The organism is Cupriavidus sp. SIMBA_020 (assembly GCF_046535395.1).
Classification (GTDB): Bacteria; Pseudomonadota; Gammaproteobacteria; order Burkholderiales; family Burkholderiaceae; genus Cupriavidus; species Cupriavidus campinensis.
Genome location: NZ_JAWRWU010000013.1, coordinates 68,217 through 93,631 on the forward strand (window position 1 = coordinate 68,217; position 25,415 = coordinate 93,631).

29 protein-coding genes are annotated in these 25,415 nt (G+C 68.0%); 12 read left to right on the forward strand and 17 right to left on the reverse strand.

Annotated elements, in window-relative coordinates:
* Window positions 1-66: 66 nt before the first annotated feature.
* The 8 genes from soxY to SB751_RS22030 form a co-directional block, all read right to left on the reverse strand.
* Window positions 67-522 carry a thiosulfate oxidation carrier protein SoxY gene (gene soxY, locus SB751_RS21995; protein WP_144202063.1) on the reverse strand — a complete coding sequence of 152 codons (456 nt, stop codon included), beginning with the start codon at window positions 520-522 and terminating at the stop codon, window positions 67-69.
* Between the two features lie 120 nt (window positions 523-642).
* Window positions 643-972: a c-type cytochrome gene (locus SB751_RS22000; RefSeq protein ID WP_144202065.1), complete on the reverse strand. Its 330-nt coding sequence runs from the start codon at window positions 970-972 to the stop codon at window positions 643-645.
* 248 nt (window positions 973-1,220) lie between these two features.
* Window positions 1,221-2,114 (reverse strand): EamA family transporter, encoded by an 894-nt coding sequence (locus tag SB751_RS22005; RefSeq protein ID WP_144202067.1) that lies wholly within the window; start codon window positions 2,112-2,114, stop codon window positions 1,221-1,223.
* Between the two features lie 51 nt (window positions 2,115-2,165).
* Window positions 2,166-3,458, reverse strand: coding sequence for an NAD(P)/FAD-dependent oxidoreductase (locus SB751_RS22010; RefSeq protein ID WP_313818667.1), 1,293 nt, complete (start codon window positions 3,456-3,458; stop codon window positions 2,166-2,168).
* A 10-nt stretch (window positions 3,459-3,468) separates the two neighbouring features.
* On the reverse strand, window positions 3,469-3,879 hold the full coding sequence (locus SB751_RS22015; protein WP_244844875.1) for a c-type cytochrome: 411 nt from the start codon (window positions 3,877-3,879) through the stop codon (window positions 3,469-3,471).
* Between the two features lie 31 nt (window positions 3,880-3,910).
* Complete coding sequence (locus SB751_RS22020) at window positions 3,911-4,747, reverse strand: BON domain-containing protein (protein ID WP_410748551.1); 837 nt, start codon at window positions 4,745-4,747, stop codon at window positions 3,911-3,913.
* Between the two features lie 172 nt (window positions 4,748-4,919).
* Window positions 4,920-5,507 carry a phosphoheptose isomerase gene (locus SB751_RS22025; RefSeq protein ID WP_144202072.1) on the reverse strand — a complete coding sequence of 196 codons (588 nt, stop codon included), beginning with the start codon at window positions 5,505-5,507 and terminating at the stop codon, window positions 4,920-4,922.
* A 30-nt stretch (window positions 5,508-5,537) separates the two neighbouring features.
* Window positions 5,538-5,939: a YraN family protein gene (locus tag SB751_RS22030; protein WP_144202074.1), complete on the reverse strand. Its 402-nt coding sequence runs from the start codon at window positions 5,937-5,939 to the stop codon at window positions 5,538-5,540.
* A 15-nt stretch (window positions 5,940-5,954) separates the two neighbouring features.
* Here SB751_RS22030 and rsmI point away from each other — a divergent pair, with 15 nt between their 5' ends.
* Entirely contained in the window at window positions 5,955-6,899 is a 945-nt protein-coding gene (gene rsmI, locus SB751_RS22035; RefSeq protein WP_144202076.1) for a 16S rRNA (cytidine(1402)-2'-O)-methyltransferase, read from the forward strand.
* Window positions 6,900-6,976: 77 nt separating this feature from the next.
* Here the strand turns inward: rsmI and SB751_RS22040 are convergent, their stop codons facing one another.
* The gene (locus SB751_RS22040; RefSeq protein WP_144202154.1) at window positions 6,977-7,648 is read right to left on the reverse strand and encodes a septal ring lytic transglycosylase RlpA family protein; all 672 of its coding nucleotides are present in this window, start codon (window positions 7,646-7,648) and stop codon (window positions 6,977-6,979) included.
* A 408-nt stretch (window positions 7,649-8,056) separates the two neighbouring features.
* Between SB751_RS22040 and SB751_RS22045 the strand changes: the two genes are divergently transcribed.
* From SB751_RS22045 to SB751_RS22055, 3 genes are all read left to right on the forward strand, one after another.
* Entirely contained in the window at window positions 8,057-8,707 is a 651-nt protein-coding gene (locus tag SB751_RS22045) for an MBL fold metallo-hydrolase (RefSeq protein WP_144202078.1), read from the forward strand.
* A gap of 21 nt (window positions 8,708-8,728) precedes the next feature.
* Window positions 8,729-9,412, forward strand: a complete 684-nt coding sequence (locus SB751_RS22050) for an exonuclease (RefSeq protein WP_144202080.1) — start codon at window positions 8,729-8,731, stop codon at window positions 9,410-9,412.
* A 105-nt stretch (window positions 9,413-9,517) separates the two neighbouring features.
* On the forward strand, window positions 9,518-9,745 hold the full coding sequence (locus SB751_RS22055) for a hypothetical protein (protein ID WP_144202082.1): 228 nt from the start codon (window positions 9,518-9,520) through the stop codon (window positions 9,743-9,745).
* A gap of 97 nt (window positions 9,746-9,842) precedes the next feature.
* On the opposite strand, the gene arsC is transcribed toward SB751_RS22055, so the two are convergent.
* Window positions 9,843-10,202, reverse strand: a complete 360-nt coding sequence (arsC, locus tag SB751_RS22060; protein WP_144202084.1) for an arsenate reductase (glutaredoxin) — start codon at window positions 10,200-10,202, stop codon at window positions 9,843-9,845.
* A gap of 123 nt (window positions 10,203-10,325) precedes the next feature.
* Between arsC and SB751_RS22065 the strand changes: the two genes are divergently transcribed.
* Complete coding sequence (locus SB751_RS22065; protein WP_410748552.1) at window positions 10,326-10,883, forward strand: GNAT family N-acetyltransferase; 558 nt, start codon at window positions 10,326-10,328, stop codon at window positions 10,881-10,883.
* Here the strand turns inward: SB751_RS22065 and SB751_RS22070 are convergent, their stop codons facing one another.
* Genes SB751_RS22070 through SB751_RS22080 form a run of 3 tightly spaced genes read right to left on the reverse strand, consistent with a single transcriptional unit; the run spans window position 10,884 to window position 12,475 of the window.
* The gene (locus SB751_RS22070; RefSeq protein WP_144202089.1) at window positions 10,884-11,531 is read right to left on the reverse strand and encodes an FMN-dependent NADH-azoreductase; all 648 of its coding nucleotides are present in this window, start codon (window positions 11,529-11,531) and stop codon (window positions 10,884-10,886) included.
* A gap of 3 nt (window positions 11,532-11,534) precedes the next feature.
* Complete coding sequence (locus SB751_RS22075; protein WP_313818665.1) at window positions 11,535-11,990, reverse strand: GNAT family N-acetyltransferase; 456 nt, start codon at window positions 11,988-11,990, stop codon at window positions 11,535-11,537.
* Entirely contained in the window at window positions 11,987-12,475 is a 489-nt protein-coding gene (locus tag SB751_RS22080) for a carboxymuconolactone decarboxylase family protein (RefSeq protein ID WP_144202156.1), read from the reverse strand. Before SB751_RS22080 ends, SB751_RS22075 begins: the two co-directional genes overlap by 4 nt.
* A 91-nt stretch (window positions 12,476-12,566) precedes the next feature.
* Between SB751_RS22080 and SB751_RS22085 the strand changes: the two genes are divergently transcribed.
* Window positions 12,567-13,073, forward strand: coding sequence for a MarR family winged helix-turn-helix transcriptional regulator (locus SB751_RS22085; RefSeq protein ID WP_211943596.1), 507 nt, complete (start codon window positions 12,567-12,569; stop codon window positions 13,071-13,073).
* A gap of 103 nt (window positions 13,074-13,176) precedes the next feature.
* Here SB751_RS22085 and SB751_RS22090 read toward each other — a convergent pair whose 3' ends face one another.
* Together SB751_RS22090 and SB751_RS22095 are read right to left on the reverse strand one after the other, a co-directional pair.
* Window positions 13,177-14,427, reverse strand: a complete 1,251-nt coding sequence (locus tag SB751_RS22090; RefSeq protein ID WP_410748565.1) for a M20/M25/M40 family metallo-hydrolase — start codon at window positions 14,425-14,427, stop codon at window positions 13,177-13,179.
* Between the two features lie 84 nt (window positions 14,428-14,511).
* Window positions 14,512-15,780: an allantoate amidohydrolase gene (locus tag SB751_RS22095; protein ID WP_144202097.1), complete on the reverse strand. Its 1,269-nt coding sequence runs from the start codon at window positions 15,778-15,780 to the stop codon at window positions 14,512-14,514.
* A 292-nt stretch (window positions 15,781-16,072) separates the two neighbouring features.
* On the opposite strand from SB751_RS22095, the gene SB751_RS22100 reads away from it, so the two are divergent.
* Together SB751_RS22100 and SB751_RS22105 are read left to right on the forward strand one after the other, a co-directional pair.
* Window positions 16,073-17,494, forward strand: a complete 1,422-nt coding sequence (locus SB751_RS22100) for a C4-dicarboxylate transporter DctA (RefSeq protein WP_144202099.1) — start codon at window positions 16,073-16,075, stop codon at window positions 17,492-17,494.
* A 62-nt stretch (window positions 17,495-17,556) separates the two neighbouring features.
* Window positions 17,557-18,249, forward strand: coding sequence for a GntR family transcriptional regulator (locus SB751_RS22105; RefSeq protein ID WP_092300207.1), 693 nt, complete (start codon window positions 17,557-17,559; stop codon window positions 18,247-18,249).
* 184 nt (window positions 18,250-18,433) lie between these two features.
* Here SB751_RS22105 and SB751_RS22110 read toward each other — a convergent pair whose 3' ends face one another.
* Both SB751_RS22110 and SB751_RS22115 read right to left on the reverse strand, forming a co-directional pair.
* Window positions 18,434-19,351, reverse strand: coding sequence for a LysR family transcriptional regulator (locus tag SB751_RS22110; RefSeq protein WP_092300210.1), 918 nt, complete (start codon window positions 19,349-19,351; stop codon window positions 18,434-18,436).
* Window positions 19,352-19,414: 63 nt separating this feature from the next.
* The gene (locus tag SB751_RS22115; protein ID WP_144202101.1) at window positions 19,415-20,095 is read right to left on the reverse strand and encodes a hypothetical protein; all 681 of its coding nucleotides are present in this window, start codon (window positions 20,093-20,095) and stop codon (window positions 19,415-19,417) included.
* 295 nt (window positions 20,096-20,390) lie between these two features.
* Here SB751_RS22115 and gcl point away from each other — a divergent pair, with 295 nt between their 5' ends.
* The 4 genes from gcl to SB751_RS22135 all read left to right on the forward strand — a co-directional run bounded on the left by gcl (window position 20,391) and on the right by SB751_RS22135 (window position 25,380).
* On the forward strand, window positions 20,391-22,175 hold the full coding sequence (gcl, locus tag SB751_RS22120) for a glyoxylate carboligase (RefSeq protein WP_144202103.1): 1,785 nt from the start codon (window positions 20,391-20,393) through the stop codon (window positions 22,173-22,175).
* 17 nt (window positions 22,176-22,192) lie between these two features.
* Entirely contained in the window at window positions 22,193-22,975 is a 783-nt protein-coding gene (hyi, locus tag SB751_RS22125; RefSeq protein ID WP_211943594.1) for a hydroxypyruvate isomerase, read from the forward strand.
* Window positions 22,976-23,041: 66 nt separating this feature from the next.
* A complete protein-coding gene (gene glxR, locus SB751_RS22130) occupies window positions 23,042-23,965 on the forward strand; it encodes a 2-hydroxy-3-oxopropionate reductase (protein ID WP_144202107.1) in 924 nt (307 codons plus the stop codon).
* A gap of 83 nt (window positions 23,966-24,048) precedes the next feature.
* Window positions 24,049-25,380: a glycerate kinase gene (locus SB751_RS22135; protein ID WP_313818663.1), complete on the forward strand. Its 1,332-nt coding sequence runs from the start codon at window positions 24,049-24,051 to the stop codon at window positions 25,378-25,380.
* Window positions 25,381-25,415: the final 35 nt, after the last annotated feature.

Genomic DNA, 25,415 nt, shown 5'->3' on the forward strand with positions numbered 1-25,415 from the left:
TGCTCGGGGTGGTTCGGGGTGGCTTGGGATAAATCGGGGAAATCGGTGCGATGGGGGGCGCGGGCGTCAGCCGCCGCAGCCGCCCAGCGTGACCTTGATTTCCTTCGATGCCACGTACCACTTGCCGCCAGCCTTGACCGCCGCATGCACGACGGACGTCTGGCCCATCTTCACGCGCGTGGAGACGAACGGCTCGGTGCCGGCCGGGATGGTGAAATCGGCCGCCAGCGTATTCGGATTCTTCTCAACCAGGATGGCGATCTGCTCGGTGTCCGGCAGCGTGCTGGTCACGGCCACGGGCACCACGGCGCCGTTCTCGGCGATATCCGGCGCGTTGAACGTGATGGCGCCGCTCTTCTCGGTGCCGCTGCCGCCCAGCGCCTTGATCACATCGGCCACGCTCTTGCCGTCGAAAGCCGTCTTGTTCCACTCCGCGGCCTGCGCCTCGCTGATCAGGCCGGTGGCCGCCATCAGCGAGAGCACCGCGGAAACCCGCAATACTTCTCGTCGTTTTTGATTCATCGTCTGTCCCGTACTTGCTTGCTGCCGACCCCGGTATTCGTGCTGCCTGCCGCTTCCGGGTCTTCCGGAAACAGCGCGGGCCGCCGGCGCTGCCGGACGGCCCGCGATACCAGATGGGGCTTACTTGGCCGGCGAGCCGGCCAGGATCCACTCCACTACCGTCTTGATATCGGCGTCGCTGACACTGGCATTCGCCGGCATCGGCACCGGGCCCCAGACGCCCGAACCGCCGCTCTTCACCTTGGCCGACAACTTGGCCAGGGCACCCTTGTCACCCTTGTACTTGGCGGCCACTTCCTTGTAGGACGGGCCCACCAGCTTCTTGTCCACCTGATGGCAGCCCATGCAGGCGTTCTTGTTGGCAATCTCCTGCGCGCGGGCGGCGTCCACGGCGGCGTGCGCCGACGCGGCGGCCGCGAACAGTGCGGCGGCGATGACAAACTGCTTCATATCGTGTTGCTCCAAACGGATTGAGCCGTGGGGACGGCAAATGGCCGCGCTTCATCGGTCGGGCGGCGCGGCGCGCTCGGCCGCCGTTGGGGCGATGCCTCTGCGGGCAGGTGCGGCCAGTCCGCTATTTTGCCTCAATAATCCATCGGCCTACGGATGCGCCGGTGATAAGGGTATTCACAAAACCACGGCAAAACGCTGTCGAATCAAGGGTTAACCCTCGCACAGGCAGCGGCTCACCCGCACGGTCAGCGCCGTACCAGCCGCCGCCCCGCCCCGAGCCGCCCGCCGAACACGTTGAGCAGCAGGCCGCCCATGACCACCAGCGCGCCGAGCCATTGCGCCAGCGACAGGTCCTCGCCCAGCAGCGCATGGGCCGAGATCAGCCCCACCACCGGCACCAGCAGCGTCAGCGGCGCCACCTTGCTGGCCGGATAGCGCGTGAGCAGCCGGCCCCACATGGTGTAGCCGAACAGCGTGGCCGCGAAGGACAGGTAGCAGATCGCCAGCACACTCATCATCGGAATCTGGCCGAGCGCCGCCGTGATCCGCGCCGGCCCTTCGAACCAGTACGAGAGCAGCGCGAACGGCACGATCGGCACCAGCCCGCCCCAGACCACCAGCCCGAGCAGGTCCACCGGCCCGATCTTCTTGCTGACGATATTGCCCGAGGCCCAGCAGAACGCCGCGCACAGCGTCAGCGCGAAGCCGGCCACGCTCATGCCGCCCGGCCCGTGCGCCGCCCCGCTGCCGATCAGGGCCAGCCCGCCGGCCGCAATCGCCATGCCGGCGATGTTGTGCCAGCGCACCGGCTCGCCCAGCCACATCCCGGCAATCGCCACGGTAAAGAACACCTGCGACTGCAACACCAGCGAGGCCAGCCCGGCCGGCATGCCCACCGCCATCGCATAGAACAGGAAGGCGAACTGGCCGAGGCTGATGAACCCGCCATAGGCCAGCAGCATGCGCAGCGGAATGCGCGGGCGCGGGATGAAGAAGACGGCCGGGAACGCCACCAGGGCGAAGCGCAGCGTGCCCAGCAGCATCGGCGGCACGCCGGCGAGGCCCACCTTGATGACGACGAAGTTGACGCCCCACACCACGATGATGGCGAGGGCAAGAAGGCGGTCTTTGGCTTGCATGGTCGGGTTCGGGGGGCGGCATGTCACGAAGGCGCAACACACCGGAACCCGCTAGCCTACCAGCACCTCGCCCAGCATGTCGGACCAGATGCTGCGCGCCCAGGCCCACGCGTAGCGCCCTTCGAGTGCGTTCGGGGCTGTGGATAACCCCCCGGAGCCGGGCACCGTGACCATCGTCCGCTCGACCGGGTCGTAGCGATGGACACTGGCGATGTGGATGGCCTCGTCGGCGGACGTGAAGCTGTAGCAGGTGTTCGTATACAGAGGGGTCGGGTCCGGCCCCTGTCCGGCCAGCAGCTGGAGGATGGCGGCGGCAGCCACCTTGCCGTGCTGGTTGGCCATGGTGCCGGACTTCGGCATCAGCGGCGCGATCTGCACGGCATCACCCAGCACATGGATTTCGGGCGCCACGCGCGAGGCCATGGTCAGGAAATCGACCTCGCACCAGCGGCCATTGGCCGTGGCGAGCCCGCTGGACACCGCGATGGCGCCGGCGCGCTGCGGCGGGATCAGGTTGACCACGTCGGCGCGCTCGTCGTCCTGGACCTCGAACTTGAGGGTGCGCGTGGCGGGGTCCACGTCCACGGTCTCGTGCTGGGGCCGATAGTCGATCATGCCCCGGTAGCGGGTCTCCCAGACCTGGCGGAACAGCGCGCCCTTGGAGGTGATGTCCGGATTGGCGTCGAAAATCAGCACTTTGCTACGCGGCTTGTGCGCGCGCAGGTAGTTCGCCACAAGGCAGGCGCGTTCGTATGGCCCGGGCGGGCAGCGGTACGGGGCGAGCGGAATGGTGATGGCGAAGGTGCCGCCGTCGCGCATCGCCGCCAACTGGCGGAACAGCGCGTCGGTCTGCGGGCCGGCCTTCCAGGCGTGCAGGATCTGGTCCCCGCCCGGCTGCGCCAGGCCGGGGATTGCGCTGGACTGCATCTCCACGCCCGGCGACAGCACGAGGCGGTCGTAGCGCAGCGTGGCGCCGCCCGCCAGCCGCACGGTGCGCGCGGCGGGATCGATCGCAAGCGCCGTATCGCGCACATGACGCACGCCATGTCGGCGCGCCAGCGCGTCATAGGTGAGCGTGATGTCGGCCATGCCGCGCTGGCCGCCCACCACGAGATTCGAGAGCGGGCAGGAGACGAACGCCGCGTCGGGTTCGACCAGCGTCACATCCACGGCGCCCCGGCTCCAGTGGCGCAGGTAGCGCGCGGCGGTGGCCCCGCCAAAGCCGCCGCCGATGACCACCACCCGGGCCGGCGCGGCGGCGCGTGCCTGGCGCGGGGTCAGCATGCCCAGCGCGGCGGCGCCCATCAGGCCGCCGAACGTTCCCAATACGGCGCGTCTGCGCATGAAGGCCTTCTTATTGTTGGTCGGCGAACCAGGACGCGATGCCGAGGATCTCCGTATCGCTGTACCCCTTGGCGATCTGCGGCATCACGGTGCCGGGTCGCTTGCCGTTCTTGTAGTTGAGCATCAGTTCGACGAGTTCCGCACTTGGGCGGCCGGCAAGTCCCGGCACGGGACTATCGGCCGGCGCGCGGCCGTCGGGACCATGGCAGGCCGCGCACGAGGCGGCCTGATTGCGAGCCTGCTGCATGCGCGCCGACTGCGCTTCCACGGTGGTGCGCGCCTCGCTGGCCGGGCCGGACGTGCCGGTCTGGGCCAGCGCCGCCCCCATCGTGGCGATGGCCGCCAGCGCCACCCATCCGCCAATCCAGAAGGCCAGCCGTGCGGTGGACATCTTGTGGCGAAGGGGCGGGGGCGCGCGCATGGTTCGGTTCCTGGGCGGGACTATCGCAAGACTACGGCAGGTTGCGGCCCGGCGGCAGCGCCGTCGGGGAGGTCACCGGCGCCGTGACCGGCGCGGTACTGACGGTGCCGGCCGGCGCATCCGAGGTCACCGGCGCGTTCGGCGCGGTGCCGGGCACGGTCTGCACCGGCGCCGGCGAGCCCACGGACTGGCTGCCCGCATCCGGATTCTGCGAGCTGGCGGCGGCGTCCAGGCGGGCGCGCTCGGCCTCGCTCACGTAGTCGAACGCCTTGACCACCTTCTGCACGCCGCTGGCGTTGCGGGCCACGTCGGTGGCGCGGTCGCCCTCGGCCGCCGTGACCACGCCCATCAGGTAGACCACGCTCTTGTCGGTGGTCACCTTGATCGAATTGGCCGGCACGCCCTCGGCTGTCACCAGGAAGGTCTTGACCTTGCTGGTCAGGTAGGCGTCGTTGCTGCGGGTCATGAAGCCCGGCGTGGACACCACTTCGAGTTCGTTGATCACCTCGCGCGCATTCGGCAGGCTCTTCACGTACTGCTCCACCTGCTGCTTGGTGTTGGCGTTGTTGGCCTCGCCCACCAGCAGCACCTTGCGGTTGAACACGGCGGCGTCCACGCGGGCCTGGCCGCTGTACTTGGCGTCTAGCGTGTTGTCGATCTCGAGCTGCAGGCCACGGTCGATGGCCTGGGTGCCGGTGGGACGGCGGTCCGTGGCCATGACCACGCCCGTGCCGACCGCGCCGGCCAGCACCGGGAAGCAGCCGGCGAGTTGCGTGGCCGACACCAGCAGTGCGGCCACGGTAATGGCCGTGCGCGCCACGCGCGCCGGAGTGGTCTTCTGGGTCATTGCGGTCGTTACGTTAGTCATGCGGTCCTTGGCTGGATACGGAATGATGCGGAAATAAGACGAAACCGGCGCGGCGCTGCTGTGGATGACTCTGTGGATGACGCCGCAATTCCTGTGAACAACTTGGGCAAATCCTGTGGATAAGGTGGGATAACCCCCCGCTTCCTATCCCCTATGCCCTATCCCCCGTTCCCTATGCCTCGCCCAGCAGCGCCTCGTCGATCCCGTCGCAGAGGCAATGCAGCGTCAGCAGGTGCACTTCCTGGATGCGCGGGGTACGGTCGCTCGGCGCGCACAGGTGGATGTCGAACTCGTCCAGCAGCGTGGCGATCTTGCCGCCGCCCTTGCCGGTCAGCGCCACCACGCTCATGTCGCGCTGGCGCGCCGCCTGGATGGCCGCGATCACATTCGCCGAATTGCCGGAGGTGGAGAGCGCCAGCAGGATGTCGCCGGGCTGGCCCAGCGCCTCCACCTGCTTGGAGAACACCACCGTGAAATCGTAGTCGTTGCCGATGGCGGTCAGGATGGAGCTGTCCGTGGTCAGCGCAATCGCCGCCAGCCCGGGCCGCTCGCGCTCGAAGCGGCCGATCAGTTCGGCGGCGAAGTGCTGGGCGTCGGCGGCCGACCCGCCATTGCCGCAGACGAGGATCTTGTTGCCACTGGTCAGCGCGGCCACCATGCGCTCCACCGCCGCGTCGATATGCGGCGCCATCAGCGTGGCGGCCTGCCGCTTGGTGTCGGCGCTGTCCAGGAAATGCTGTTCGATACTTTCAATACTCATGGCTCTTTGACTTCTGCCCAATCCCGCGCATTATGACGCAGCCCAGGACGCGCCATCGTCACCCCCGGCATTTTGGTCGAATGCGTTCGGCAACCAGGCCAGGCGCCCGGGCTCCAGCGCCACCACGTCGAAGCGGCACGGCGGCGTGTGGTCCAGCGTGCCGAGGTAGTGTTCGGCCGCCCGCAGCAGGCGGCGCTGCTTGGCCGGCGTGACGCTGGCCGCCGCGCCGCCAAAGGCGCGGCCGCTGCGCTGCCTGACCTCGACGAACGCCAGCGTGCCATCGGCGGCGCGCATCACGAGGTCGATCTCGCCGCCTTTGCAGCGATAATTGCGCACCACCAGCGCCAGCCCCTGCCTGAGCAGGTAGGCCAGCGCGCGATCCTCGGCCTCCGCGCCGCGCGCGGTCGTGGTGGTTTTGAATGAGCGAATCAACGGAAGTTCTCAAGCATGAGTGACTGGACCTCGCTGGCCTCGGGCCAGACCTACCCGCCCGGCACGCTGTACGTGGTGGCCACGCCCATCGGCAACGTGGCCGACCTGTCGCTGCGCGCGCTGCATGTGCTCGGGCTGGCGGACGCCATCGCCTGCGAAGACACCCGCAACACCGGGCAACTGCTGTCCCGCGTGGGGCTGCAACGGCCGCTGGTGGCCGTGCACGAGCACAACGAGCGCGAGGCCGCGGTGAAGATCGTCGCCCGGCTGGCTGCCGGCGAGCGCATTGCCTATGTGTCCGATGCGGGCACGCCCGGCATCTCCGACCCCGGCTCCCGTCTGGTGGAAGCGGTGCGCGCGGCCGGCCTGCGTGTGGTACCGCTGCCGGGGCCGAGCGCGGCCGTGACCGCGCTGTCCGTGGCCGGCGACATGCTCGAAGCCGGCGAAGGCCGCTTCACCTTCATCGGCTTCCTGCCCGGCAAACCCAAGGCCCGCGCCGACGCCATCGCGCAACTGGCCGCCCTGGACCACGCCTGGGTGGTCTACGAGGCGCCGCACCGCATCGCCGACACCCTGGCGGCGCTGGCGGCCGCCCTGCCCGGCACGCGCCGGCTGCTGGTGGGCCGCGAGCTGACCAAGCTGTTCGAGGAAACCCCGGTGCTGACCGTGGCCGAGGCGCCGGCGTGGCTGGCCGCCGAGGCGTCGCGCGGCAAGGGGGAGTTTGTGCTGGTGGTGGAAGGCGCGGGGCGCGCCGAAGGGGCCGATGCCGATGCGCCCGATGCCGAGGCCCAGCGCGTGCTGAAGCTGCTGGTGGCCGAGCTGCCGGCCAAGCGCGCCGCCAAGCTGGCGGCGGCGATCACCGGGGCGAAGACCGATGCGCTGTACCGGCTGGCGCTGGCGCAACGCGCCGCCGAGAGTGACGCGGGTGACGCGGGTGACGGCGGCGACAGCGAGGAATGAGAAAAGTCTGAAAGGAAGAGGGGGAAGCGGGCTGGCGGTGGAGCGGGAGTCGATCACGCCAGGCCGCATCGGGGTGCCTACCGGGGCTTGCGCTTGGTGGTCGCCTTGACCGTCCCAGCCTTGTTCCTGGCCTTGGACTTGACCGGGACCAGCGCGTTGGCGGTCTCGGGCAGGTCATCGGCACCGCTGCCGTCACCGGCTTCGTTGCCGCCCGCCTCGAGCTGCGGGCCCAGCGCCGCCACTTCCGTGCGCGACAGCCGGCGGATTTCCACCTGCGTAGCACCACGTTCGACGAAATTCAGCCGCTTGGCCGCCGCATAGGACAGGTCAAGCACCCGGCCACCGTGGTAGGGGCCGCGGTCATTGATCCGCACCACCGCCACCTTGTCATTGCGCAGGTTGCGCACCAGCACCCAGCTATCGAGCGGGAGCGACGGGTGCGCGGCAGTCATCGCGCGCATGTCGAAGCGTTCGCCATTGGCGGTCTTGCGGCCATGGAAGCCCTTGCCGTACCAGGACGCCGTGCCGCGCTGCTCGAAGGTGCCCAGATCCGGACGCAGGCCGTCCAGCGACGACTGCGCCGGCGCGTTGTCATCCTTGCCCCAGCCGAACAGATCCCAGTTGCCACGCTCGTCGGGACGGGCGCCGGACTTGTCGAGCTTCGCCTTGGCGGCGCGCGTCGGCACCGCACCGGTGGCATCGGCGGTCTGTTGGGAGTCGCTCTCCGGCGGCGTCGCGCAAGCGGCCATCACCAGCGCCGATACGAGGATCGCGCAGTGACGCAGCAAGCGGTTAGTGTCCGGTTTGGCGGGGGTCGCGCGTTGCGTCGCGCGTGCGAGACCAAACCCCGGACGAGATACGGGCAAATTGAACATCGGCGCAGTCTAACATCGGTCTCCGTGGGCTACATCCTTGATTTTGTTACGAAATTTAATCAAGTGGCTTTGAAGATCGGCACGAATCCCCGCAATCCAAAGCCTGACAAGGGATTGCGCCGAATGTGCCCGGGGCGGTTTGGGGCGGCGCAAACTTCACTTTCAGAATCTTCTCAACCGGTCTGACACCCGTTTGAGACGGGGTGCCATGGGCCGACGTTACAATGACCGCCTCGGCCAGACCGTGCCGTGGCGCACACGCCAAAGCACCCGCATCGACCCATGAAAGTCCTCCTGATTCCCGTTACCCCGTTCCAGCAAAACTGCTCGCTGCTGATCGACGAGACCACCGGCCGTGCCGCCGTGTGCGACCCCGGCGGCGACCTCGACCGCATCCTGGCCGCCGTGGCGGAGCAAGGCGTGACGCTGGAGAAGATCTTCCTGACGCACGGGCATGTCGACCATTGCGCCGGGGCGGCGGCGCTCGCGCGCCAGCTTGGCATTCCCATCGAGGGGCCGCACCAGGACGAGCGGTTCTGGATCGAGCAACTGCCCGACCAGACGCGCCGCTTCGGCTTCGGCCATGCGGAGGCCTTCGAGCCAGACCGCTGGCTGGATAACGGCGATACCGTGACGTTCGGCGGCGAGACGCTCGAGGTCTACCACTGCCCCGGCCACACGCCGGGCCACGTGGTGTTCTTCTCGCGCGCCAACCAGCTGGCGATCGTCGGCGATGTGCTGTTCGCCGGCTCGATCGGCCGCACCGATTTCCCGCGCGGCAACCACGCCGACCTGATCCGCTCGATCCGCACCCGGCTGTGGCCGCTGGGCGACGACGTGACTTTCGTGCCCGGCCATGGCCCGGTGTCCACCTTCGGCGAGGAACGCCGCAACAATCCCTACGTGGCCGATCATCTGATCGACGCGGCCTGAGCCGCCGGTTTCCCCTCCCCGATGGCGAAAAAGCAGGCACCCGACACCCGCCCCGAGATCTACGTCAGTACCGACGTGGAGGCCGACGGGCCGATCCCGGGCCCGCATTCGATGCTCTCGTTCGCCTCGGCGGCGATGCTGGCCGACAAGACCGTGCTCGGCACCTTCTCCGCCAACCTGGAAACCCTGCCCGGCGCCGCCGGCCATCCGGTGCAGATGCAGTGGTGGAAGACCCAGCCCGAGGCCTGGGCGGCGTGCCGGCGCGACCTCGAACGCCCCGAGGACGTGATGCCGCGTTACGTGGAATGGGTGGAGAGCCTGCCGGGCAAGCCGGTGTTCATCGCCTTTCCGGCCGGTTTCGATTTCACCTGGGTGTTCTGGTACATGATGCGGTACGCCGGCCGCTCGCCCTTCGGCTGGGCGGCGCTGGACATCAAGACGCTCGGTTTCGCCCTGACCGGCCGGCCGTACCGCAAGTCGGTCAAGCCGGCTTTCCCGGCCCACTGGCACGACCCCTTGCCGCACACCCACATCGCGCTGGACGATGCCCTGGAACAGGGCGCCCTGTTCTGCAATATGCTGGCCGAACTGCGCGCGCGGGAAGCGGCGCTGGTGGCGGCGTTGGTGGCGGTCACTTCGCCAGATTCCGCCACCAGCAAGGATTCTGCCGATAGCGACAGCTCACTTCCCGACGCCAGCCGCTGAACTGGGTACGCTCCGGCGGCCGCAGTAAACGGCGCGTTTCCCGTGGCATTTGCCTATAGTAGAAGTGGCTGTTGAAGCGGCTCCCGACGCCCGAGGAGGTGTGCCATGCGATTCCATCCCGATCTCCATCTCAAGGACCTGAGCGGCAGGCTGCACTGGCCACACCGCACGCACACGCGCACGTCCGCCATCACCCGTACGCATTCCCCAAGCGAGGATGCGGAAATCGCCAAGGCAACGGTCTATGTCAGCACGGTCACGCTGGTGACGCTACTGGTGGTGCTCGCCGCCATCGCTTTCGGTCAGGAGGCACTGCACTGGCTGGGTGTTTGATTACGACGACTCGCCTGACGCGAATCGCCTGTCTGACCGGCCGGCCTCCCCTTGCGGGAGGCCGGTTCTATTTCAGGCCCCGGAGCGGTGCTGGCGGTCAGCCCAGCAGCGCTGACACGGCCTCTGGCGGGCGGCCGATGGCGGCCTGGCGGTTGCGGACCACCACCGGGCGTTGCAGCAGGATCGGGTTGTCGGCCACGGCGGCCAGCAGCTCGGCGTCGGTCAGGCCGGGGTCGGCCAGATCGAGTTCCTTGTAGACATCCTCGTTGCTGCGCAGCATCTCGCGCACCGGCACGCCCAGCATCGTATGGAGCTGGCGCAGCGTGGCCAGCGTGGGCGGCTGCTTCAGGTACTCCACCACCTCAACCGGCTCGCCCAGACGCTGCGCCGCCGACTCGACCAGCGCGAGCGTCTCGCGCGACTTCGAGCAACGGGGGTTGTGGTAGATCGTGATCATGGTGGCGTTCTCCGGATAAATATCACCGCACTATATACAAGCGCCTGCGCACGCGACGCGGTAAGGTACGGAATGTGCTTCGCACAAGATTTCCCTGACTGGTCTGACTGCCTCCGAAACACCGTGTCCGAATCCTCCGCCCCCCGCAAGCCCTTCCACCTCCGCGATGCCACGCCCGACGACGTGCCGGCCATCCATGCCATCTACGCCCATCATGTCGTCCACGGGCGTGCCTCGTTCGAGGAAGTCATCCCGTCCGTGGACGACATGCGCCAGCGCTATGCCGAGGTACTCAAGAAGCACCTGCCCTACATCGCTGCCGAGCGCGACGGCGAGGTGCTGGGCTACGCCTACGCCTCGTCCTACCGCGCGCGCAGCGCCTACCGCTTCGCCATCGAGGATTCGATCTATATCGATCATCGCCACACCGGCGAGGGCCTGGGCCGCGCCCTGCTGGCCGAGCTGATCGCCCGTTGCGAGACCGGGCCGTGGCGCCAGATGGTGGCCGTGGTGGCCCTTACGGCCAGCGGCGAGGGCGCCGGGTCCGTGGCGGTGCATGAGCGGCTGGGCTTCCGTACGGTGGGCCGGCTCGAATCGGTCGGGCTCAAGCACGGCCAGTGGATCGACACGGTGCTGATGCAGCGCCCGCTGGGCGTCGGCAATGCCTCGGTGCCGGGCTGATCAGGCTGCGGCTTCGGTCGGGACAACCAACCCCGGCAGCGTGGCATCGGCCCAGGTCTGCAGGTGTTCAAGGCCCTGCGCGATGTACTCCGGGCCACGGGCGGTGTTGTCCATGCGCAGCACTTCCACGCTGGTGAGGCCGATCGTGCCAAGCACGTACTTCAGGTAAGGCGTCAGGAAGTCCTGCTGGCTGCCGGGGCCTTCGCGCACCGGGCCGCCACAGGCCACCACGGCCAGCACGGGGCGGTCGCGCAGCAGCCCGACCTTGCCCTGCCGCGTGCTGCGGAAGGTGCGCTCGGGCCGCACGACCAGATCGATCCAGGTCTTCAGCGTGGCCGGCACCGTGAAGTTGTGCATCGGCGTGGCCAGCAGCACCATGTCGGCGGCTTCGAGTTCCGCGATCAGCGTCTCGGACAGCGCCAGCGCCGGCGGCACCTCCCCTTCCTTCAGCAACCCGGCCGCGCCGGCCATGTTGGCGTCCGTGAACGCGGCGCTGATGGGCGGCAGCGGGTCGGCGGCAAGGTCCCGTTCGAGCACGGTCAGCGGCGCATGTTGCGCGGCCAGCTTCTGGCGAATCCAGTCGGCCGCGCGGCGGCTGTGCGACGTCTCGCCCCGGGGGCTGACGTTCAGGTGCAGCAAGGTCGTCATGTCTCAGTCCAATTGAAATTTGAAGCGCAGCGTCTGGGCCAGCAGCCCGTTACGGTAATAGAAGCGATGCCCGAGCACATTGGTGAGTGGCGTATCCAGCACCAGCAGGCGGGCGTTGAGCGCGCCGGACTCTTCCTTGAGCCAGTCCATCAGCATCTGGCCGTACCCAGCGCTGCGGGTGTTGGCGTCGGTGACCAGGTCGTCCACGTACAGGAAATCGCCGTAGACGAGGTTCTCCTGCATCCGATACCCGGCCAGCGCCACGAGTTGGCCGTCGTCCCACAGGCCGACCAGGCGGTAGCCCACGTCGGCCTGGCGCCGCCAGCGCGCCACGAGTTCATCGGCATCGGCCAGATGCGGCCGGAGCTGGTGCATCAGCGGGAAGCAGGCCGCCACTTCGCCGCCGGTGTCGATGCGACGAATCTGAATCAGGTCGATTTCGCGGACGACGGTGCTCATGTGCGGCTCCCGGTGGGGGTGGTGGACGTGGTCGGCGTGACGGATGTGGCGGCCGGCGGCGGGAAGTGCAGCCCCACGGCAATGCGGTTCCAGGCGTTGATGGCGGCGATGGCGGTGGCCAGGAACACGCGTTCCGGCTCCGTGAAGGCCACCTTGACCTGCGCCTGCGCGGCGTCCAGCGCGGCGTGGTCGGTCATGCGGACCAGCGCCTCGGCCCAAGCCAGGGCGGCCTGCTCGCGCTCGGTGTAGATGCCGGCGTCGCGCCATCCGGCCAGCAGGTCGAACTTGCGCGGGTCGATGTCGAGCTTGCGCGCGATGTTCAGGTGGAATTGCAGGCAGAAGGCGCAGCCGTTGAGCTGGGAGACCCGCAGCTTCACGAGTTCGGTCAGCGCCTTGTCCAGGCCGGACGCGTCCACCGCGCGGCCCACGCCGCCCATTGCCGCGTAGACATCGGGCGCTGTCGCCGCAAATTGTTGGAAATCCATCGCCATATGGTGCTCCTTGGTCCAGGTGGCCCGCTCGGTCGGGTTGCGGTAAGATGTAAGAGTTCGAACATGATATAAGAGCTTTGACATTATGACGAAGACCACGGCACCTGTAGGGGCATCAGAGGCGGAAGCGTCACGCATTCCCGGGCCCGGCGAAGGCAAGCGCGGCGAGAGCGGCTACCTGGCCTACCTGCTCCGGCAGGCCAGCGCCGCCAACCGGCTGCGCATGGAACGCGCGCTGGACGACCTCGGCGTGACCGTGCCGCAGTTCTTCGTGTTGACGATGCTGGGCGCCTACCCGGGCATCTCGGGCGCGGACGTGGCGCGGCTGGCGCTGCTGACGCCGCAGACCGTCAGCGTGATCATGAACAACCTGGAGAAGGTGGGCGCCATCGCCCGCACGCCGCATCCGGTGCACGGGCGCATCCAGACCATCGCGCTGACGGACGCCGGCCGCACGCTGCTGGCCGGCTGCAAGGCGCGCGCGACCAAGGTCGACGAAGACTTGCGCGCCGGCCTGACACCGGAGGAAGAGCAGGTGGTGCGGCGCTGGCTGGTCAGCCTGGCATCGCCCGAGGAGGGCCTGACCGCCTAGCCGGGCCATGAAAAAAGCCCGCGAGACGAAGGTCGCGCGGGCCGCAAGTCACAACAAAGGATTCTTTACAGGCGCTCAGGCCATCGGGAGCAGGCCCATGGGATCAGGCCATCAGGTCCGAGAGCGCCAGCGCCACCACCTTGGTCGCGCGGTTCAGGTCGTTCAGGCGCAGGTTCTCGTCCGAGTTGTGGCCGCGCGCTTCCATCAGCGTGCGCGGACCGGCGCCGTACAGCACCGTGGGAATGCCGTGGCTGGTGTAGTGGCGGGCGTCGGTGTAGAGCGGCACGCCCTGCACCGGGATCTCCACGCCGAACACGGCCTCGGCACGGCGCTTGAGCGCGCCGATCAGCTTGTCCACGCCGGGCAGCTCGGACAGCGGCTCGGCCAGGATGATGCGTTCCACCTTGACCTCGATGCCCGGGCGATCCTTGGCGGCACGCTCCACCACGGCGCGCAGCTCGCCTTCGGCATCAAAGCCGATCTCTTCCGGAATCATGCGGCGGTCCACGCGGAAGGTGACCAGGTCCGGCACCACGTTGGTGTTGATGCCGCCCTTGATCAGGCCGACGTTCAGCGTGGCCGTGTCGATGCCCGGCACCTTGCTCTTGCGCGTGGCCAGCTGCGCGCGCAGGCCGTAGATCGCCTGCAGGATGTGGGTGGCGGCCTCGATGGCGTCCACGCCGGTGTGCGGCATCGCCGCGTGGCCCTGCTTGCCCTTGACGGTCACTTCCACGTGCAGGCAGCCGTTGTGGGCCGAGGTGATGCCGTACGAGAAGCCGGCCGAAATCGCATAGTCAGGCTTGGTCAGCCCTTCGTCGAGCAGGAACTTCGGGCCGATGTCGCCGCCGGTTTCCTCGTCGTACGTGAACTGGAGTTCCACCGTGCCGTTGAGCTTGGCGCCCTGCTTCTCGGCTTCCTGGAGCGCCAGCACCGCGTAGGCGTAGGTGGCGAAGTCCGACTTGGACACCGCCACGCCACGGCCATACATCACCGGGCCGTGTTCGCTGTCGGCAATCTCGCCGCCGTACGGGTCCTGGGTCCAGCCCAGGCCGGGGGGCACCACGTCGCCGTGGGCGTTCATGGCGATGGTCGGGCCGCCCTTGCCGAAGGTCTTGCGCACCAGCAGGTTGGTGGCGCTGATCATGCCCGCCGCGCGGACCTTGTCCTCGGGCACCTTGTGCGCTTCCACCTGGAAGCCCAGCCCTTCGAGCAGCGTCTTGGCGCGCTTGCCGTGGGCGTCGCAGTCGCCGGGCGGGTTGTCGGACGGCACCTTGACCAGCTCGGCCAGGAAGGCCTCCTGCTGCGGACGCAGGGCGTCGATGGTCTGCGTGAGCGTGGTCTCGATGGGGTTCATGTTGTCTCGTGCGGTCATGTTCTGGCTCTGGATTCGGATTTGTTCGATAGATGGCTTGGGCGCGCTGCGTGGTACCGCCGGGGCTTACTGCTGCCGCTGGAAGTGCTCGACGAAATCGGCGAACACCCGCGCGGCGGTCTGCGCGTCTTCGGGGGTCATGGTCTCGGTGGGGTGATGGCTGATGCCGCCGTTGCCGCAGCGCACGAACAGCATCGCCACATCGGCGATCGCGGAAATCGCCATGGCGTCGTGGCCGGCGCCCGAGGGCAGGTGCCGCACCGGCACGCCCTGGCGCCCGACGGCGGCGGCCCATTGCGACTGCAGCCACGGTGCGCACGGCACGCTCTTGGCTTCGTGGGTCTTGCGCACCTGCACGCGCACGTTGCGGCGCGCGCCGATGCGTTCGACTTCGGCCAGCACGTCGTTGACGGCCGCCTCGCGCTCGGCGTCCTGCCCGGCGCGGATGTCGATGGAGAATACGGCGCGGCCCGGCACCACGTTGGTCGCGCCATTGGGCACGTTGAACTGGCCGACGGTGCCGACCAGGCCCGGCTTGCCGCTGCAGCGCTTCTCTATATAGAGGCCGATCTCGGCGCCGGCCATTGCGGCGTCGCGGCGCATGTCCATCGGCACGGTGCCGGCGTGACCGGCCAGCCCTTCGAGTTCGACGATAAAGCGCGTGGCGCCCGAGATGGCCGTCACCACGCCCACGGGCAGGCCCTCGTTCAGCAGCACTGGGCCCTGCTCGATATGCACCTCGACGAAAGCCAGCACGCGCTGGCGGGCATGGGCGGCGGCGGGCAGTTGGGCGGCGTCGAAACCGGCCGCGCGCATCACCTCGCGCATGGTCTTGCCGGAGTCGTCCATGTTGTCGAGCACGCTGGTGTCGAAGGTGCCGGCGATCGCGCGACTGCCCAGCAGCGTCGCCTTGAAGCGCACGCCCTCTTCCTCGGCAAAGCCGACCACCTCGATGGCGAACGGGAAGCGCTTGCCCTGGCGGTGCCACTCGGCCACGCAGGCAATCGGCAGGATCACGCCGAGGTTGCCGTCGTAGCGGCCGGCATCGCGCACGGTGTCGAAGTGGGAGCCGGTGAGCAGCGCGGGGGCGTCCGGCGAGGTGCCTTCGTAGCGGCCGATGACGTTGCCGGCGGCGTCGCGGCGCACGGTCATGCCGGCTTCGCGCATCCATTCGGCCAGTTGCGCGGCGGCGCCGTGGTGGGCGTCGGTCAGATAGGTGCGGGTCAGCAGCCCGGGCTGCTCGGTGTGGACGGCCAGGGCGTCGGCCCAGGCCATGATGCGGGCGCCGGCCTCCGGGGCCAAGGTCGTCGGGGTTGCTGCCGGGGTCACTGCCATAGCGGGTCTCCTGCGATCTACATGTAGCCCGGCGCTGAGGGTCCTGGCGGGGGCGCCAGTCCGGGCGGGCGCCCGGTGCCGAAGCTCTATTCTCTGCGATTCATGTTAGCACAGTGAATTCAAAAATTGCATACAAAAATGATATGCACTATATTGGCCTGCACGCACCGACAATCCCGCCCGGACAATCGTTTCTCGACAATCCTGTCGCAGCCGGCAAAGGGGTGCCGTGGCGTTCCCAAACCCAGATCAGGGCAGGCCATTTCCGGACCCGCCCGGCACGGAGACAACGATGCAGCAATCCCTTCCCGCGCAGCGCCCCCCTCGCCTGCATGCCCGCAGTTTTAGCCGCTTTACTCGCTCGCTATTCGGCCAGGTATTGATCGCCCTGGTGCTCGGCACCCTGCTCGGGCTCTGCTTTCCCGAGTTCGCCGCCAAGCTCAAGCCACTTGGCGATGCCTTCATCAAGCTGATCAAGATGCTGATCGGCCCCATCGTGTTCTGCGTGGTGGTGGCCGGCATCTGCGGCGCCGGTGAGCTGAAGAAGGTGGGCCGGGTCGGCATCAAGGCGGTGATCTACTTCGAGATCGTCACCACCATCGCGCTGGCGCTGGGCATCGTGCTGGCCTACGTGTTCCAGCCCGGCACGGGCATGAACGTGAACCCGCGCACGCTCGATATCTCGGCCATGTCGGCCTATATCGACAACGCCGAGAAGGTGAAGAGCGCCGGCACGGTCGATTTCCTGCTCAAGCTGATCCCGAACACGGTGATGGGCGCCTTCGCCAGCGGTGACGTGCTCCAGGTGCTGCTGGTCTCCGTGCTGTTCGGCTGCGCGCTGTCGCTGGTGGGCGAGCCGGGCAAGCCGCTGGTGCGCCTGATCGACACCTTTTCCCACACGCTGTTCAAGATGATGGGATTCATCATCAAGCTGGCCCCGCTGGGCGTGCTGGGCGCGGTGGCGTTCACGGTGGGCAAGTACGGCATCGGCTCGCTCAAGCAGCTGGGTTTCCTGGTGATCCTGTTCTACGGCGCGGTGACGGTCTTCGTGCTGGTGGTGCTGGGCACCATCATGCGGATCTGCGGGTTCTCGGTGATCAAGCTGATCCGCTATCTGAAGGCCGAACTGCTGGTGGTGCTGGGCACCGCGTCCTCGGACAGCGTGCTGCCGCAGATCATGAAGAAGCTCGAGTTCATGGGCGTGCGCAAGTCGGTGGTCGGGCTGGTGATTCCCACCGGCTACTCGTTCAACCTCGATGCGTTCTCGATCTACCTGACGCTCGCGGCAGTCTTCATCGCACAAGCCACGAATACGCCGCTTGCACTGGGCGACCTGCTCGGCATCCTGGCCGTGGCGCTAGTCACCTCGAAGGGCGCGCACGGCATTCCGGGCTCGGCCATCGTGATCCTGGCGGCCACGCTGTCGGCCCATCCGGCGATTCCCGCCATCGGCCTGGTGCTGGTGCTGTCCGTGGACTGGTTCATCGGCATCGCGCGCGCCGTGGGCAACCTGATCGGCAATTGCGTGGCGACGGTGGTGGTGGCGGCCTGGGAGAAGGATATCGACCGGGAGCGTGCCCACGCGGTGCTCAACGGCACGATTCCGGCGGGTGATCTCGACGCGGGCCTGGAGGCGCTGGGCGACAGCATCGGCGCGGACACCGGGAAAGTCCCCGTGGGCGCGCCGCTGCCTGGCACGGTCGCGGGGCGCTAGAATCACGCATTCCCAATCCCGCACCGCGCCGGTCGCCCCCCAACGGCGAGACGCGCGACACCATGCCCGAGCACATCGATCCAGACATGACCGCCGAGGCGATTGCTGACGACATCGTCGCCGCCATCGTCTCGCACCGCCTGCCTCCCGGCACCAAGCTGCGGGAGGAGGCGCTGGCCAGCGTCTATCGCGTCAGCCGCACCAAGGTGCGGGCCGCGCTGCTGATGTTGTCCAAGGACAAGGTCATCCAGATCGTGCCGGACAAGGGCGCCTTCGTCGCCAAACCGAGTGCCGAGGAGGCGCGCGAAGTCTTCGCGGTGCGCCGCATCCTGGAGGCCGCGCTGGCGCGCGAGTTCGTGGCGAAGGCCACGGCGGCGGACTACAAGCGCATCGACAAGCATCTGGCCGCCGAGCGCAAGTCACTGGGCGGCAACGACGCGCAGGTGCGCACCCGGCTGCTAGGCGACTTCCACATCGTGCTCGCGGAGGTGGTTGGCAACAACGTGCTGACGGAGATCATGCGCGAGTTGTCGATGCGCAGCGCGGTCATCACCATGCTGTACCAGAGCCGGCGCGATGCCACGTGTTCGTCCGACGAGCACCGCGAGTTCATCGACGCCGCGCGCGCGGGCGATGCGGAGCGGGCGGTCACGCTGATGGTCGATCACCTCGCCCATGTGGAGGCGGCGTTGCACTTTGAGGAAGTTCCGGGCGCCTCGCGCGGCAAGGATCTGGTGACGGCATTGCTGGCCTGATCGCTGCATCATCAGGGAATGCCAGGCGCTTGACGGCGATCAAGTCCAAAACGTGGCGGGAGGCGCATCATTCCTCTCGCCATGAAGTTGCGGGGGCGCACTTCATGAGCTCTCCCCGCCCTTCGCAAGAAGGGCTGCCCGCAGACCGCAACGGCTGCGGGCTTTTTCGTTTACGGCCCTGTTTTTACGCTTCGGCGCGCCCGGTCCAGTAACCAGGCTTCGCAAACGCCGTCTTCAGGTGTTCGATGAAGAAGCGGATCTTGGCCGGCACCGGCCGCTGCTGCGGGTACACGGCGAGGATGTCGTAGTCCGGCAGCGCGTATTCGTCGAGCACCGTGATCAACTCGCCGCTCTCCAGCTGCGGCAGGATCTCCCAGGTGGAGCGCCAGCCCAGTCCCAGGCTCTCGCCAGTCCAGCGGTGCAGCAATTCCCCGTCATTGCAATCGAGGTTGCCACGCGCGCGCACCGTCACCGTCTTGCCGTTCTGCTGGAAATACCAGCCCCGTTGCTGCCCGCCCTGCAGGTTGAAGGCGAGGCAGTTATGCCGCTCCAGATCCTCCAGCGTATGCGGCACCCCGTGTTTGGCGAAGTAGGCCGGCGTGCCGCAGACCACGCGCTTGTTCGTCGCGAGCTTGATCGCCACGAAATTCGGGTCGATGGCGCCGCCGATGCGGATGCCCACGTCGTAGCCCTCGCGCACGAGATCCACCACGCGGTCCGTCAGGTTGAACGATATCTGCACTTCGGGATTGGCACGCAGAAACGCCGGCGCGTGCGGCGCCACATGCTTGCGGCCGAACGCAGCCGGGGCGGACACGATCAGGTGGCCGGTGGCCTTGTGCTTGCCTTCGGCAATCAGCATCTCGGCGCGGTCCAGGTCGGACAGCGCTTTCTTGCACTGCTCCATGAACGCCGCGCCCTGCTCCGTCACGACGATGCGGCGTGTGGAGCGGTGCAGCAGCTTCACGCCGATGCGCGCCTCGAGCGCGTTGATGCGGCGGCCGATCATCACCGGCGTCACGTTCTGCGTGAGCGCGGCGGCGGCCATGCTGCCGTGTTCCACCACGGCGATGAAGGCTTCGATTTGTTTGAGTTTGTCCATATGGGCCAGTCAAGCCGGTTGTCTCCTGCTGGCACATTGTGAGGCATTCGCAGCCCCGGCGGGTCAGCTGGGGCGGCTGCGCAACAGCGCGTCGTTGATCTCGGCGGCCTCGCCCAGCACGTGGGCCAGGCGTCGCAGCGGCGCGCAGCACTGCAACTGGGCGAACAGGGCGAACGCCGCGCCGGCCACCAGCACGGCGCCGTACACGGCCACCAGCGCGGGCCCCTTGTCGGGCGCCGCCACGACCAGCCCATCGGCCAGCACGGCCGCCGCCGGGCCCAGCGCCAGCACCAGCGCCACGGTGCGCGCGGCGCCTTCCCAGAGCCGCGCCTGCAGCACGATGCGCCGCTGGCGCGCGCGCAACTGGAGCGCAGGAATCCGCCCAAGCTGCCGCACCAGCGCATCCTCCGCGTCGCTCTCCACATCCACCCGGCGCGACAGCCAGCGCAGCGGATGCCGCAGCGCATCGCGCCGCGCCAGCAGCCGCACCAGCCACGCGCCCACATAGAACACGCCACACACCGCCAGCAGCCCATGGAACACCTGCGGCAGCCACGCCGGCGGCGCCTGGCCGAGGATCTCGTGCCACCAGACCAGCCCACCTCCGGCCACCAGCGCCGGCACCAGCGCCAGCACGAAGCCGGCCCAGAGCACCGCCGCGAGCCGGCTGTCCGGCGCGCGCTCGGCGGGTCCGGCCTGGAGCGCTTCGATCAATTCATAGGTGGACGGCAGCCGCGTGTACATGGCAAGGCGATGGCGAGAACAGAGCCCGCTATTTTGGCCGGGGCAGCCTGCTACCGAAAGCCCGAATTGCACGGAAACCACCCCAAATCAGCCCAACCCCCACGCCGTGGGGGGACGGGGATTGCGCACTGCAACGTACCGAATTCATCACATAAATTTGGCGCCGGCGGTGCCATTACATACCTCAGGTATCGAATCAACTGATCGCCCTTCTGTTTATCCGCGCCCCGCTGCGGGCATAGGATCGACGCCAGCGGACATTTCACCCATTTCAATTCGATCCCTGGAGACAGACATGCCGAAGATGAGAGCAGTTGACGCGGCCATCGCCGTGCTGGAGAAGGAAGGCATCACCACCGCGTTCGGCGTGCCCGGCGCTGCGATCAATCCGTTCTACTCGGCCATGCGCAAGGCTGGTTCGATCAAGCACCTGCTGGCCCGCCACGTGGAAGGCGCCTCGCACATGGCCGAAGGCTATACGCGCGCCGAGCCGGGCAATATCGGCCTGTGCGTGGGCACCTCGGGCCCCGCCGGCACGGACATGATCACGGGCCTGTACTCGGCCTGGGCGGATTCGATCCCCATCCTCTGCGTGACCGGCCAGGCCCCGCGCGCCCGGCTGTACAAGGAGGATTTCCAGGCCGTCGATATCGAATCGATCGCCAAGCCGGTGACCAAGTGGGCCGTGACCGTGCGCGAGCCGGCGCTGGTGCCGCAAGTGTTCCAGCAGGCGTTCCACCTGATGCGCTCGGGCCGCCCGGGTCCGGTGCTGATCGACCTGCCGTTCGACGTGCAGGTGGCCGAGATCGAATTCGACCCGGAGACCTACCAGCCGCTCCAGCCATACAAGCCGGCCGCCTCGCGCGCGCAGATCGAAAAGGCCATCGCCATGCTCAACGCGGCCGAGCGCCCGCTGATCGTCTGCGGCGGCGGCGTGATCAACGCCGATGCGGCCGACCTGATGGTGCAGTTCGCCGAACTGGTCAACGTGCCGGTGGTGCCGACGCTGATGGGCTGGGGCGTGCTCGCCGACGACCATCCGCTCCAGGCCGGCATGGTCGGCCTGCAGACCTCGCACCGCTACGGCAATGCCACGCTGCTGGCGTCCGACTTCGTGATGGGCATCGGCAACCGCTGGGCCAACCGCCACACGGGGAGCGTCGATGTCTATACGAAGGGTCGGAAATTCGTCCATGTCGATATCGAACCGACGCAGATCGGCCGCGTGTTCGGCCCGGATCTCGGCATCGTCTCGGACGCCAAGGCCGCGCTGGAGCTGTTCGTGGAAGTGGCGCGCGAGATGAAGATGGCCGGCCGCCTGCCGTGCCGCAAGGCCTGGGTGGCCGATGTGCAGAAGCGCCGCCGCACCATGCAGCGCAAGAGCGACTTCGACAACGTGCCTATCAAGCCGCAGCGCGTGTACCGCGAGATGAACCAGTACTTCCCGCGCGACGTGCGCTACGTCAGCACCATCGGCCTGTCGCAGATCGCCGCCGCGCAGTTCCTGTCGGTGAACCAGCCGCGCCACTGGATCAACTGCGGCCAGGCTGGCCCGCTCGGCTGGACCATTCCCGCCGCCATCGGCGTGAAGACCGCCTCGCCGGAATCGGACGTGGTGGCCATCTCCGGCGACTACGACTTCCAGTTCATGATCGAGGAACTGGCCGTCGCCGCGCAGTTCAAGGTGCCGTACATCCATCTCGTGGTGAACAACTCCTACCTCGGCCTGATCCGCCAGGCGCAGCGCAACTTCGAGATGGATTACTGCGTGCAGCTGGCGTTCGACAACGTCAACGCGCCGGAGCTGGACGGCTATGGCGTGGACCACGTCAAGGTGGTGGAAGGGCTGGGCTGCAAGGCCATCCGCGTGCACAAGCCCGAGGACATCGCGCCGGCCTTTGCCGAGGCGCGCGACCTGATGGCCGAGTTCTCGGTGCCGGTGGTGGTGGAAGTGATCCTGGAGCGCGTGACCAATATCGCGATGGGTACCGAGATCGACAACATCAACGAGTTCGAGCCGATCGAGGACATCGAGGACGCCGACGAGGCCATCCTGTCCGAAGAAGTGGCCACCGCCTGACCGGGAGAGAGAGACACATGCCAAAGCTCGCCGCCAACCTGACCATGCTGTTCAACGAAGTGGCCTTCCTGGACCGCTTCGAGGCCGCCGCCCGTGCCGGATTCCGGGGCGTGGAGTTCCTGTTCCCGTACGCGTTCCATGCGGACCAGATTGCCGACCGGCTGAGCCGGTTCCAGCTGGACCTCGTGCTGCACAACCTGCCCGCCGGCAACTGGGAGGCCGGCGAGCGCGGCATTGCCTGCCATCCGGACCGCGTGGGCGAGTTCCAGGAAGGCGTGGGCGAGGCGATCAAGTACGCCAAGGTACTGGGCGTGCGCCAGCTGAACTGCCTGGTCGGCAAGCTGCCGCAGGACGTGAAACGCGAGCAGGCCAACGAGACGCTGGTGGAGAACCTGCGCTTCGCGGCTGCCGCGCTGGCGAAGGAGCAGATCGACCTGTTGATCGAGCCGATCAACACCTTCGATATCCCCGGCTTCTTCCTCTCGCGCACCCAGCAGGCGGTGGACCTGATCGGTCAAGTCAATGCGACGAATCTGTATGTGCAGTACGACATCTATCACATGCAGCGCATGGAGGGCGAGATCGCCGCGACGCTCAAGGCCAACCTGCCGAAGATCCGCCACGTGCAGCTGGCGGACAACCCGGGCCGCAACGAGCCGGGCACGGGCGAGCTGAACTACCCGTTCCTGTTCCGCTACCTGGACGAGATTGGCTACACCGGCTGGATCGGCTGCGAGTACAAGCCGAAGACCACCACCGAGGCCGGCCTGGGCTGGCGCGCCGCAATGGGCGTGCAGTAAGCCGTCCATCGGACGGGCCAGGCAGGCATTCAAGAATTTTTCGATAGCTTAGAGAGGAGACATTCCATGGCAGATCAACGAAACGTCGGCTTTATCGGCCTCGGCATCATGGGCGCGCCGATGGCGGGCCACCTGCGCGCCGCCGGGCACACGCTGTTCGTGCACGACGTTAATCCGGCGCCGCAGGCGCTGGTGGACGCCGGCGTGACCGTGTGCACCAGCGCCGAGGAAGTGGCCAAGCGCGCGGACATCATCGTCATCATGGTGCCGGACACCCCGCACGTGGAGGCGGTGCTGTTCGCCGACAAGGGCGTGGCGGCGGCGCTCAAGACGGCCGGCAAGGAAGCCAGCTACAGCAAGATCGTGGTGGACATGAGCTCGATCTCGCCGATCGCCACCAAGGACTTTGCCGCGCGCATCAACAAGCTTGGCGCGTCCTACCTCGACGCGCCGGTGTCCGGCGGCGAGGTGGGCGCCAAGGCGGCCTCGCTGACCATCATGGTGGGCGGCCCGGCCGAGGCGTTCGATCAGGTCAAGCCGTTGTTCGAGCTGATGGGCAAGAACATCACGCTGGTCGGCGGCAACGGCGACGGCCAGACCACCAAGGTGGCCAACCAGATCATCGTGGCGCTGAACATCCAGGCGGTGTCCGAGGCGCTGCTGTTCGCGTCCAAGGCTGGCGCCGACCCGGCCAAGGTGCGTCAGGCGCTGATGGGCGGCTTCGCGGCGTCGCGCATTCTGGAAGTGCACGGCGAGCGGATGGTCAAGCGCACGTTCGACCCCGGCTTCCGCATCGAACTCCATCAGAAAGATCTGAATCTGGCGCTGCAAGGGGCCAAGACGCTGGGCGTGTCGCTGCCGAACACGGCTACCGCGCAGGAGCTGTTCAACGCGTGCGCGGCCAATGGCTTCGGCAAGCTCGACCACTCGGCGCTGTGCCGGGCGATCGAGATCATGTCGAACCATGAGATCGCAAAAAGCGTGAAATAAGCGTGAAATAAGCGCGCGACGTAGACCTAGCCTCACCCGCCCGGGCCCTGCGCCCGGGTCTTGCCTTGCCTTCCGGACCCCACATGCTTGCCACCGACGCCACCGCCGCCCTGCTGTCGCCCCAGCGACAGGGCAGCCTCCCTGACCTCCGCGATTCCCGCCACGCGCGCACGCTGCTGCGCGACCTGTTCGATACCGCCGTGGCGTCCGTCAGCGCCGCCCACTGCCTGCCGCCGCACCTGCCGTCGCCGCCGAAGGGCCGCACCGTGGTGATTGGCGCGGGCAAGGCCGCCGCCGCGATGGCGCAGGCCGTGGAGGCGCACTGGCAGGGCGAGCTGTCGGGGCTGGTGGTCACGCGTTACGGCCATGGCGCCGACTGCCGGCGCATCGAGGTCGTGGAAGCCGCCCACCCGGTACCCGACGCCGCCGGCCAGCGCGCCGCCCAGCGCATGGTCGAGGCCGTGCAGGGACTGACCGCCGATGACCTCGTACTCTGCTTGATTTCCGGCGGCGGCTCGGCGCTGCTGGCGGCGCCGGCCCCTGGCCTGACGCTGGAAGACAAGCAGGCGGTCAACAAGGCGCTGCTGCGCAGCGGCGCGAGCATCGGCGAGATGAACTGCGTGCGCAAGCATCTCTCGGCGCTCAAGGGCGGCCGGCTGGCGCTGGCCTGCGCGCCGGCGCGCGTGGAGACGCTGCTGATTTCCGATATTCCTGGCGATGACCCGACCCTGATCGCCAGCGGCCCCACGCTGCCGGACGCCACCACCTGTGCCGACGCGCTGGCGGTCATCGCCAAATACCAGATCGAGGTGCCCGCCAACGTGCGCCGGCACCTGGAGAGCGGCGCCGGCGAGACGCCCAAGCCCGGCGATGCGCGCTTTGCCGGCCACCGCAGCGTCACGCTGGCCAGCGCCCAGCAGTCGCTCGAAGCCGCCGCGGCCCGGGCGCGCGAACTGGGCCTGACCGCGCACATCCTCTCGGACTGCATCGAGGGCGAGGCGCGCGACGTGGCCGAAGTGCACGCCGCCATCGCCCGGCAGGTGGCCACGCGCGGCCAGCCGTTCCAGAAGCCGTGCGTGATCCTGTCCGGCGGCGAGACCACTGTCACCGTGCGCGGCGACGGGCGTGGCGGCCGCAACGCTGAATTCCTGCTGGCACTGGCCGTGGCGCTCGACGGCCTGCCCGGTGTGCACGCCATCGCCGGCGACACCGACGGCATCGACGGCTCCGAAGACAACGCGGGGGCCCTGCTCGGCCCGGACACGCTGACGCGGGCCGGCGCCCGTGGCCTGTCGGCCCGCGCCCACCTCGACAACAACGACGGCTACGGGTTCTTCGCCGGCATCGACGATCTGGTCGTGACCGGCCCCACCCGTACCAACGTCAACGATTTCCGCGCGATCCTGATCGTCTGATGCCGGATCGCGCCGCCCCACAAGACGCACAAGAG

Excerpts from the sequence above, each read along its gene's own strand:
- soxY (WP_144202063.1), bottom strand. The coding sequence starts at position 522 with ATGAATCAAAAACGACGAGAAGTATTGCGGGTTTCCGCGGTGCTCTCG.
- SB751_RS22000 (WP_144202065.1), bottom strand. The coding sequence starts at position 972 with ATGAAGCAGTTTGTCATCGCCGCCGCACTGTTCGCGGCCGCCGCGTCG.
- SB751_RS22005 (WP_144202067.1), bottom strand. The coding sequence starts at position 2,114 with ATGCAAGCCAAAGACCGCCTTCTTGCCCTCGCCATCATCGTGGTGTGG.
- SB751_RS22010 (WP_313818667.1), bottom strand. The coding sequence starts at position 3,458 with ATGCGCAGACGCGCCGTATTGGGAACGTTCGGCGGCCTGATGGGCGCC.
- SB751_RS22015 (WP_244844875.1), bottom strand. The coding sequence starts at position 3,879 with ATGCGCGCGCCCCCGCCCCTTCGCCACAAGATGTCCACCGCACGGCTG.
- SB751_RS22020 (WP_410748551.1), bottom strand. The coding sequence starts at position 4,747 with ATGACTAACGTAACGACCGCAATGACCCAGAAGACCACTCCGGCGCGC.
- SB751_RS22025 (WP_144202072.1), bottom strand. The coding sequence starts at position 5,507 with ATGAGTATTGAAAGTATCGAACAGCATTTCCTGGACAGCGCCGACACC.
- rsmI (WP_144202076.1), top strand. The coding sequence starts at position 5,955 with ATGAGTGACTGGACCTCGCTGGCCTCGGGCCAGACCTACCCGCCCGGC.
- SB751_RS22040 (WP_144202154.1), bottom strand. The coding sequence starts at position 7,648 with ATGGCCGCTTGCGCGACGCCGCCGGAGAGCGACTCCCAACAGACCGCC.
- SB751_RS22045 (WP_144202078.1), top strand. The coding sequence starts at position 8,057 with ATGAAAGTCCTCCTGATTCCCGTTACCCCGTTCCAGCAAAACTGCTCG.
- SB751_RS22050 (WP_144202080.1), top strand. The coding sequence starts at position 8,729 with ATGGCGAAAAAGCAGGCACCCGACACCCGCCCCGAGATCTACGTCAGT.
- SB751_RS22055 (WP_144202082.1), top strand. The coding sequence starts at position 9,518 with ATGCGATTCCATCCCGATCTCCATCTCAAGGACCTGAGCGGCAGGCTG.
- arsC (WP_144202084.1), bottom strand. The coding sequence starts at position 10,202 with ATGATCACGATCTACCACAACCCCCGTTGCTCGAAGTCGCGCGAGACG.
- SB751_RS22070 (WP_144202089.1), bottom strand. The coding sequence starts at position 11,531 with ATGACGACCTTGCTGCACCTGAACGTCAGCCCCCGGGGCGAGACGTCG.
- SB751_RS22075 (WP_313818665.1), bottom strand. The coding sequence starts at position 11,990 with ATGAGCACCGTCGTCCGCGAAATCGACCTGATTCAGATTCGTCGCATC.
- SB751_RS22080 (WP_144202156.1), bottom strand. The coding sequence starts at position 12,475 with ATGGATTTCCAACAATTTGCGGCGACAGCGCCCGATGTCTACGCGGCA.
- SB751_RS22085 (WP_211943596.1), top strand. The coding sequence starts at position 12,567 with ATGACGAAGACCACGGCACCTGTAGGGGCATCAGAGGCGGAAGCGTCA.
- SB751_RS22090 (WP_410748565.1), bottom strand. The coding sequence starts at position 14,427 with ATGAACCCCATCGAGACCACGCTCACGCAGACCATCGACGCCCTGCGT.
- SB751_RS22095 (WP_144202097.1), bottom strand. The coding sequence starts at position 15,780 with ATGGCAGTGACCCCGGCAGCAACCCCGACGACCTTGGCCCCGGAGGCC.
- SB751_RS22100 (WP_144202099.1), top strand. The coding sequence starts at position 16,073 with ATGCAGCAATCCCTTCCCGCGCAGCGCCCCCCTCGCCTGCATGCCCGC.
- SB751_RS22105 (WP_092300207.1), top strand. The coding sequence starts at position 17,557 with ATGCCCGAGCACATCGATCCAGACATGACCGCCGAGGCGATTGCTGAC.
- SB751_RS22110 (WP_092300210.1), bottom strand. The coding sequence starts at position 19,351 with ATGGACAAACTCAAACAAATCGAAGCCTTCATCGCCGTGGTGGAACAC.
- SB751_RS22115 (WP_144202101.1), bottom strand. The coding sequence starts at position 20,095 with ATGTACACGCGGCTGCCGTCCACCTATGAATTGATCGAAGCGCTCCAG.
- gcl (WP_144202103.1), top strand. The coding sequence starts at position 20,391 with ATGCCGAAGATGAGAGCAGTTGACGCGGCCATCGCCGTGCTGGAGAAG.
- hyi (WP_211943594.1), top strand. The coding sequence starts at position 22,193 with ATGCCAAAGCTCGCCGCCAACCTGACCATGCTGTTCAACGAAGTGGCC.
- glxR (WP_144202107.1), top strand. The coding sequence starts at position 23,042 with ATGGCAGATCAACGAAACGTCGGCTTTATCGGCCTCGGCATCATGGGC.
- SB751_RS22135 (WP_313818663.1), top strand. The coding sequence starts at position 24,049 with ATGCTTGCCACCGACGCCACCGCCGCCCTGCTGTCGCCCCAGCGACAG.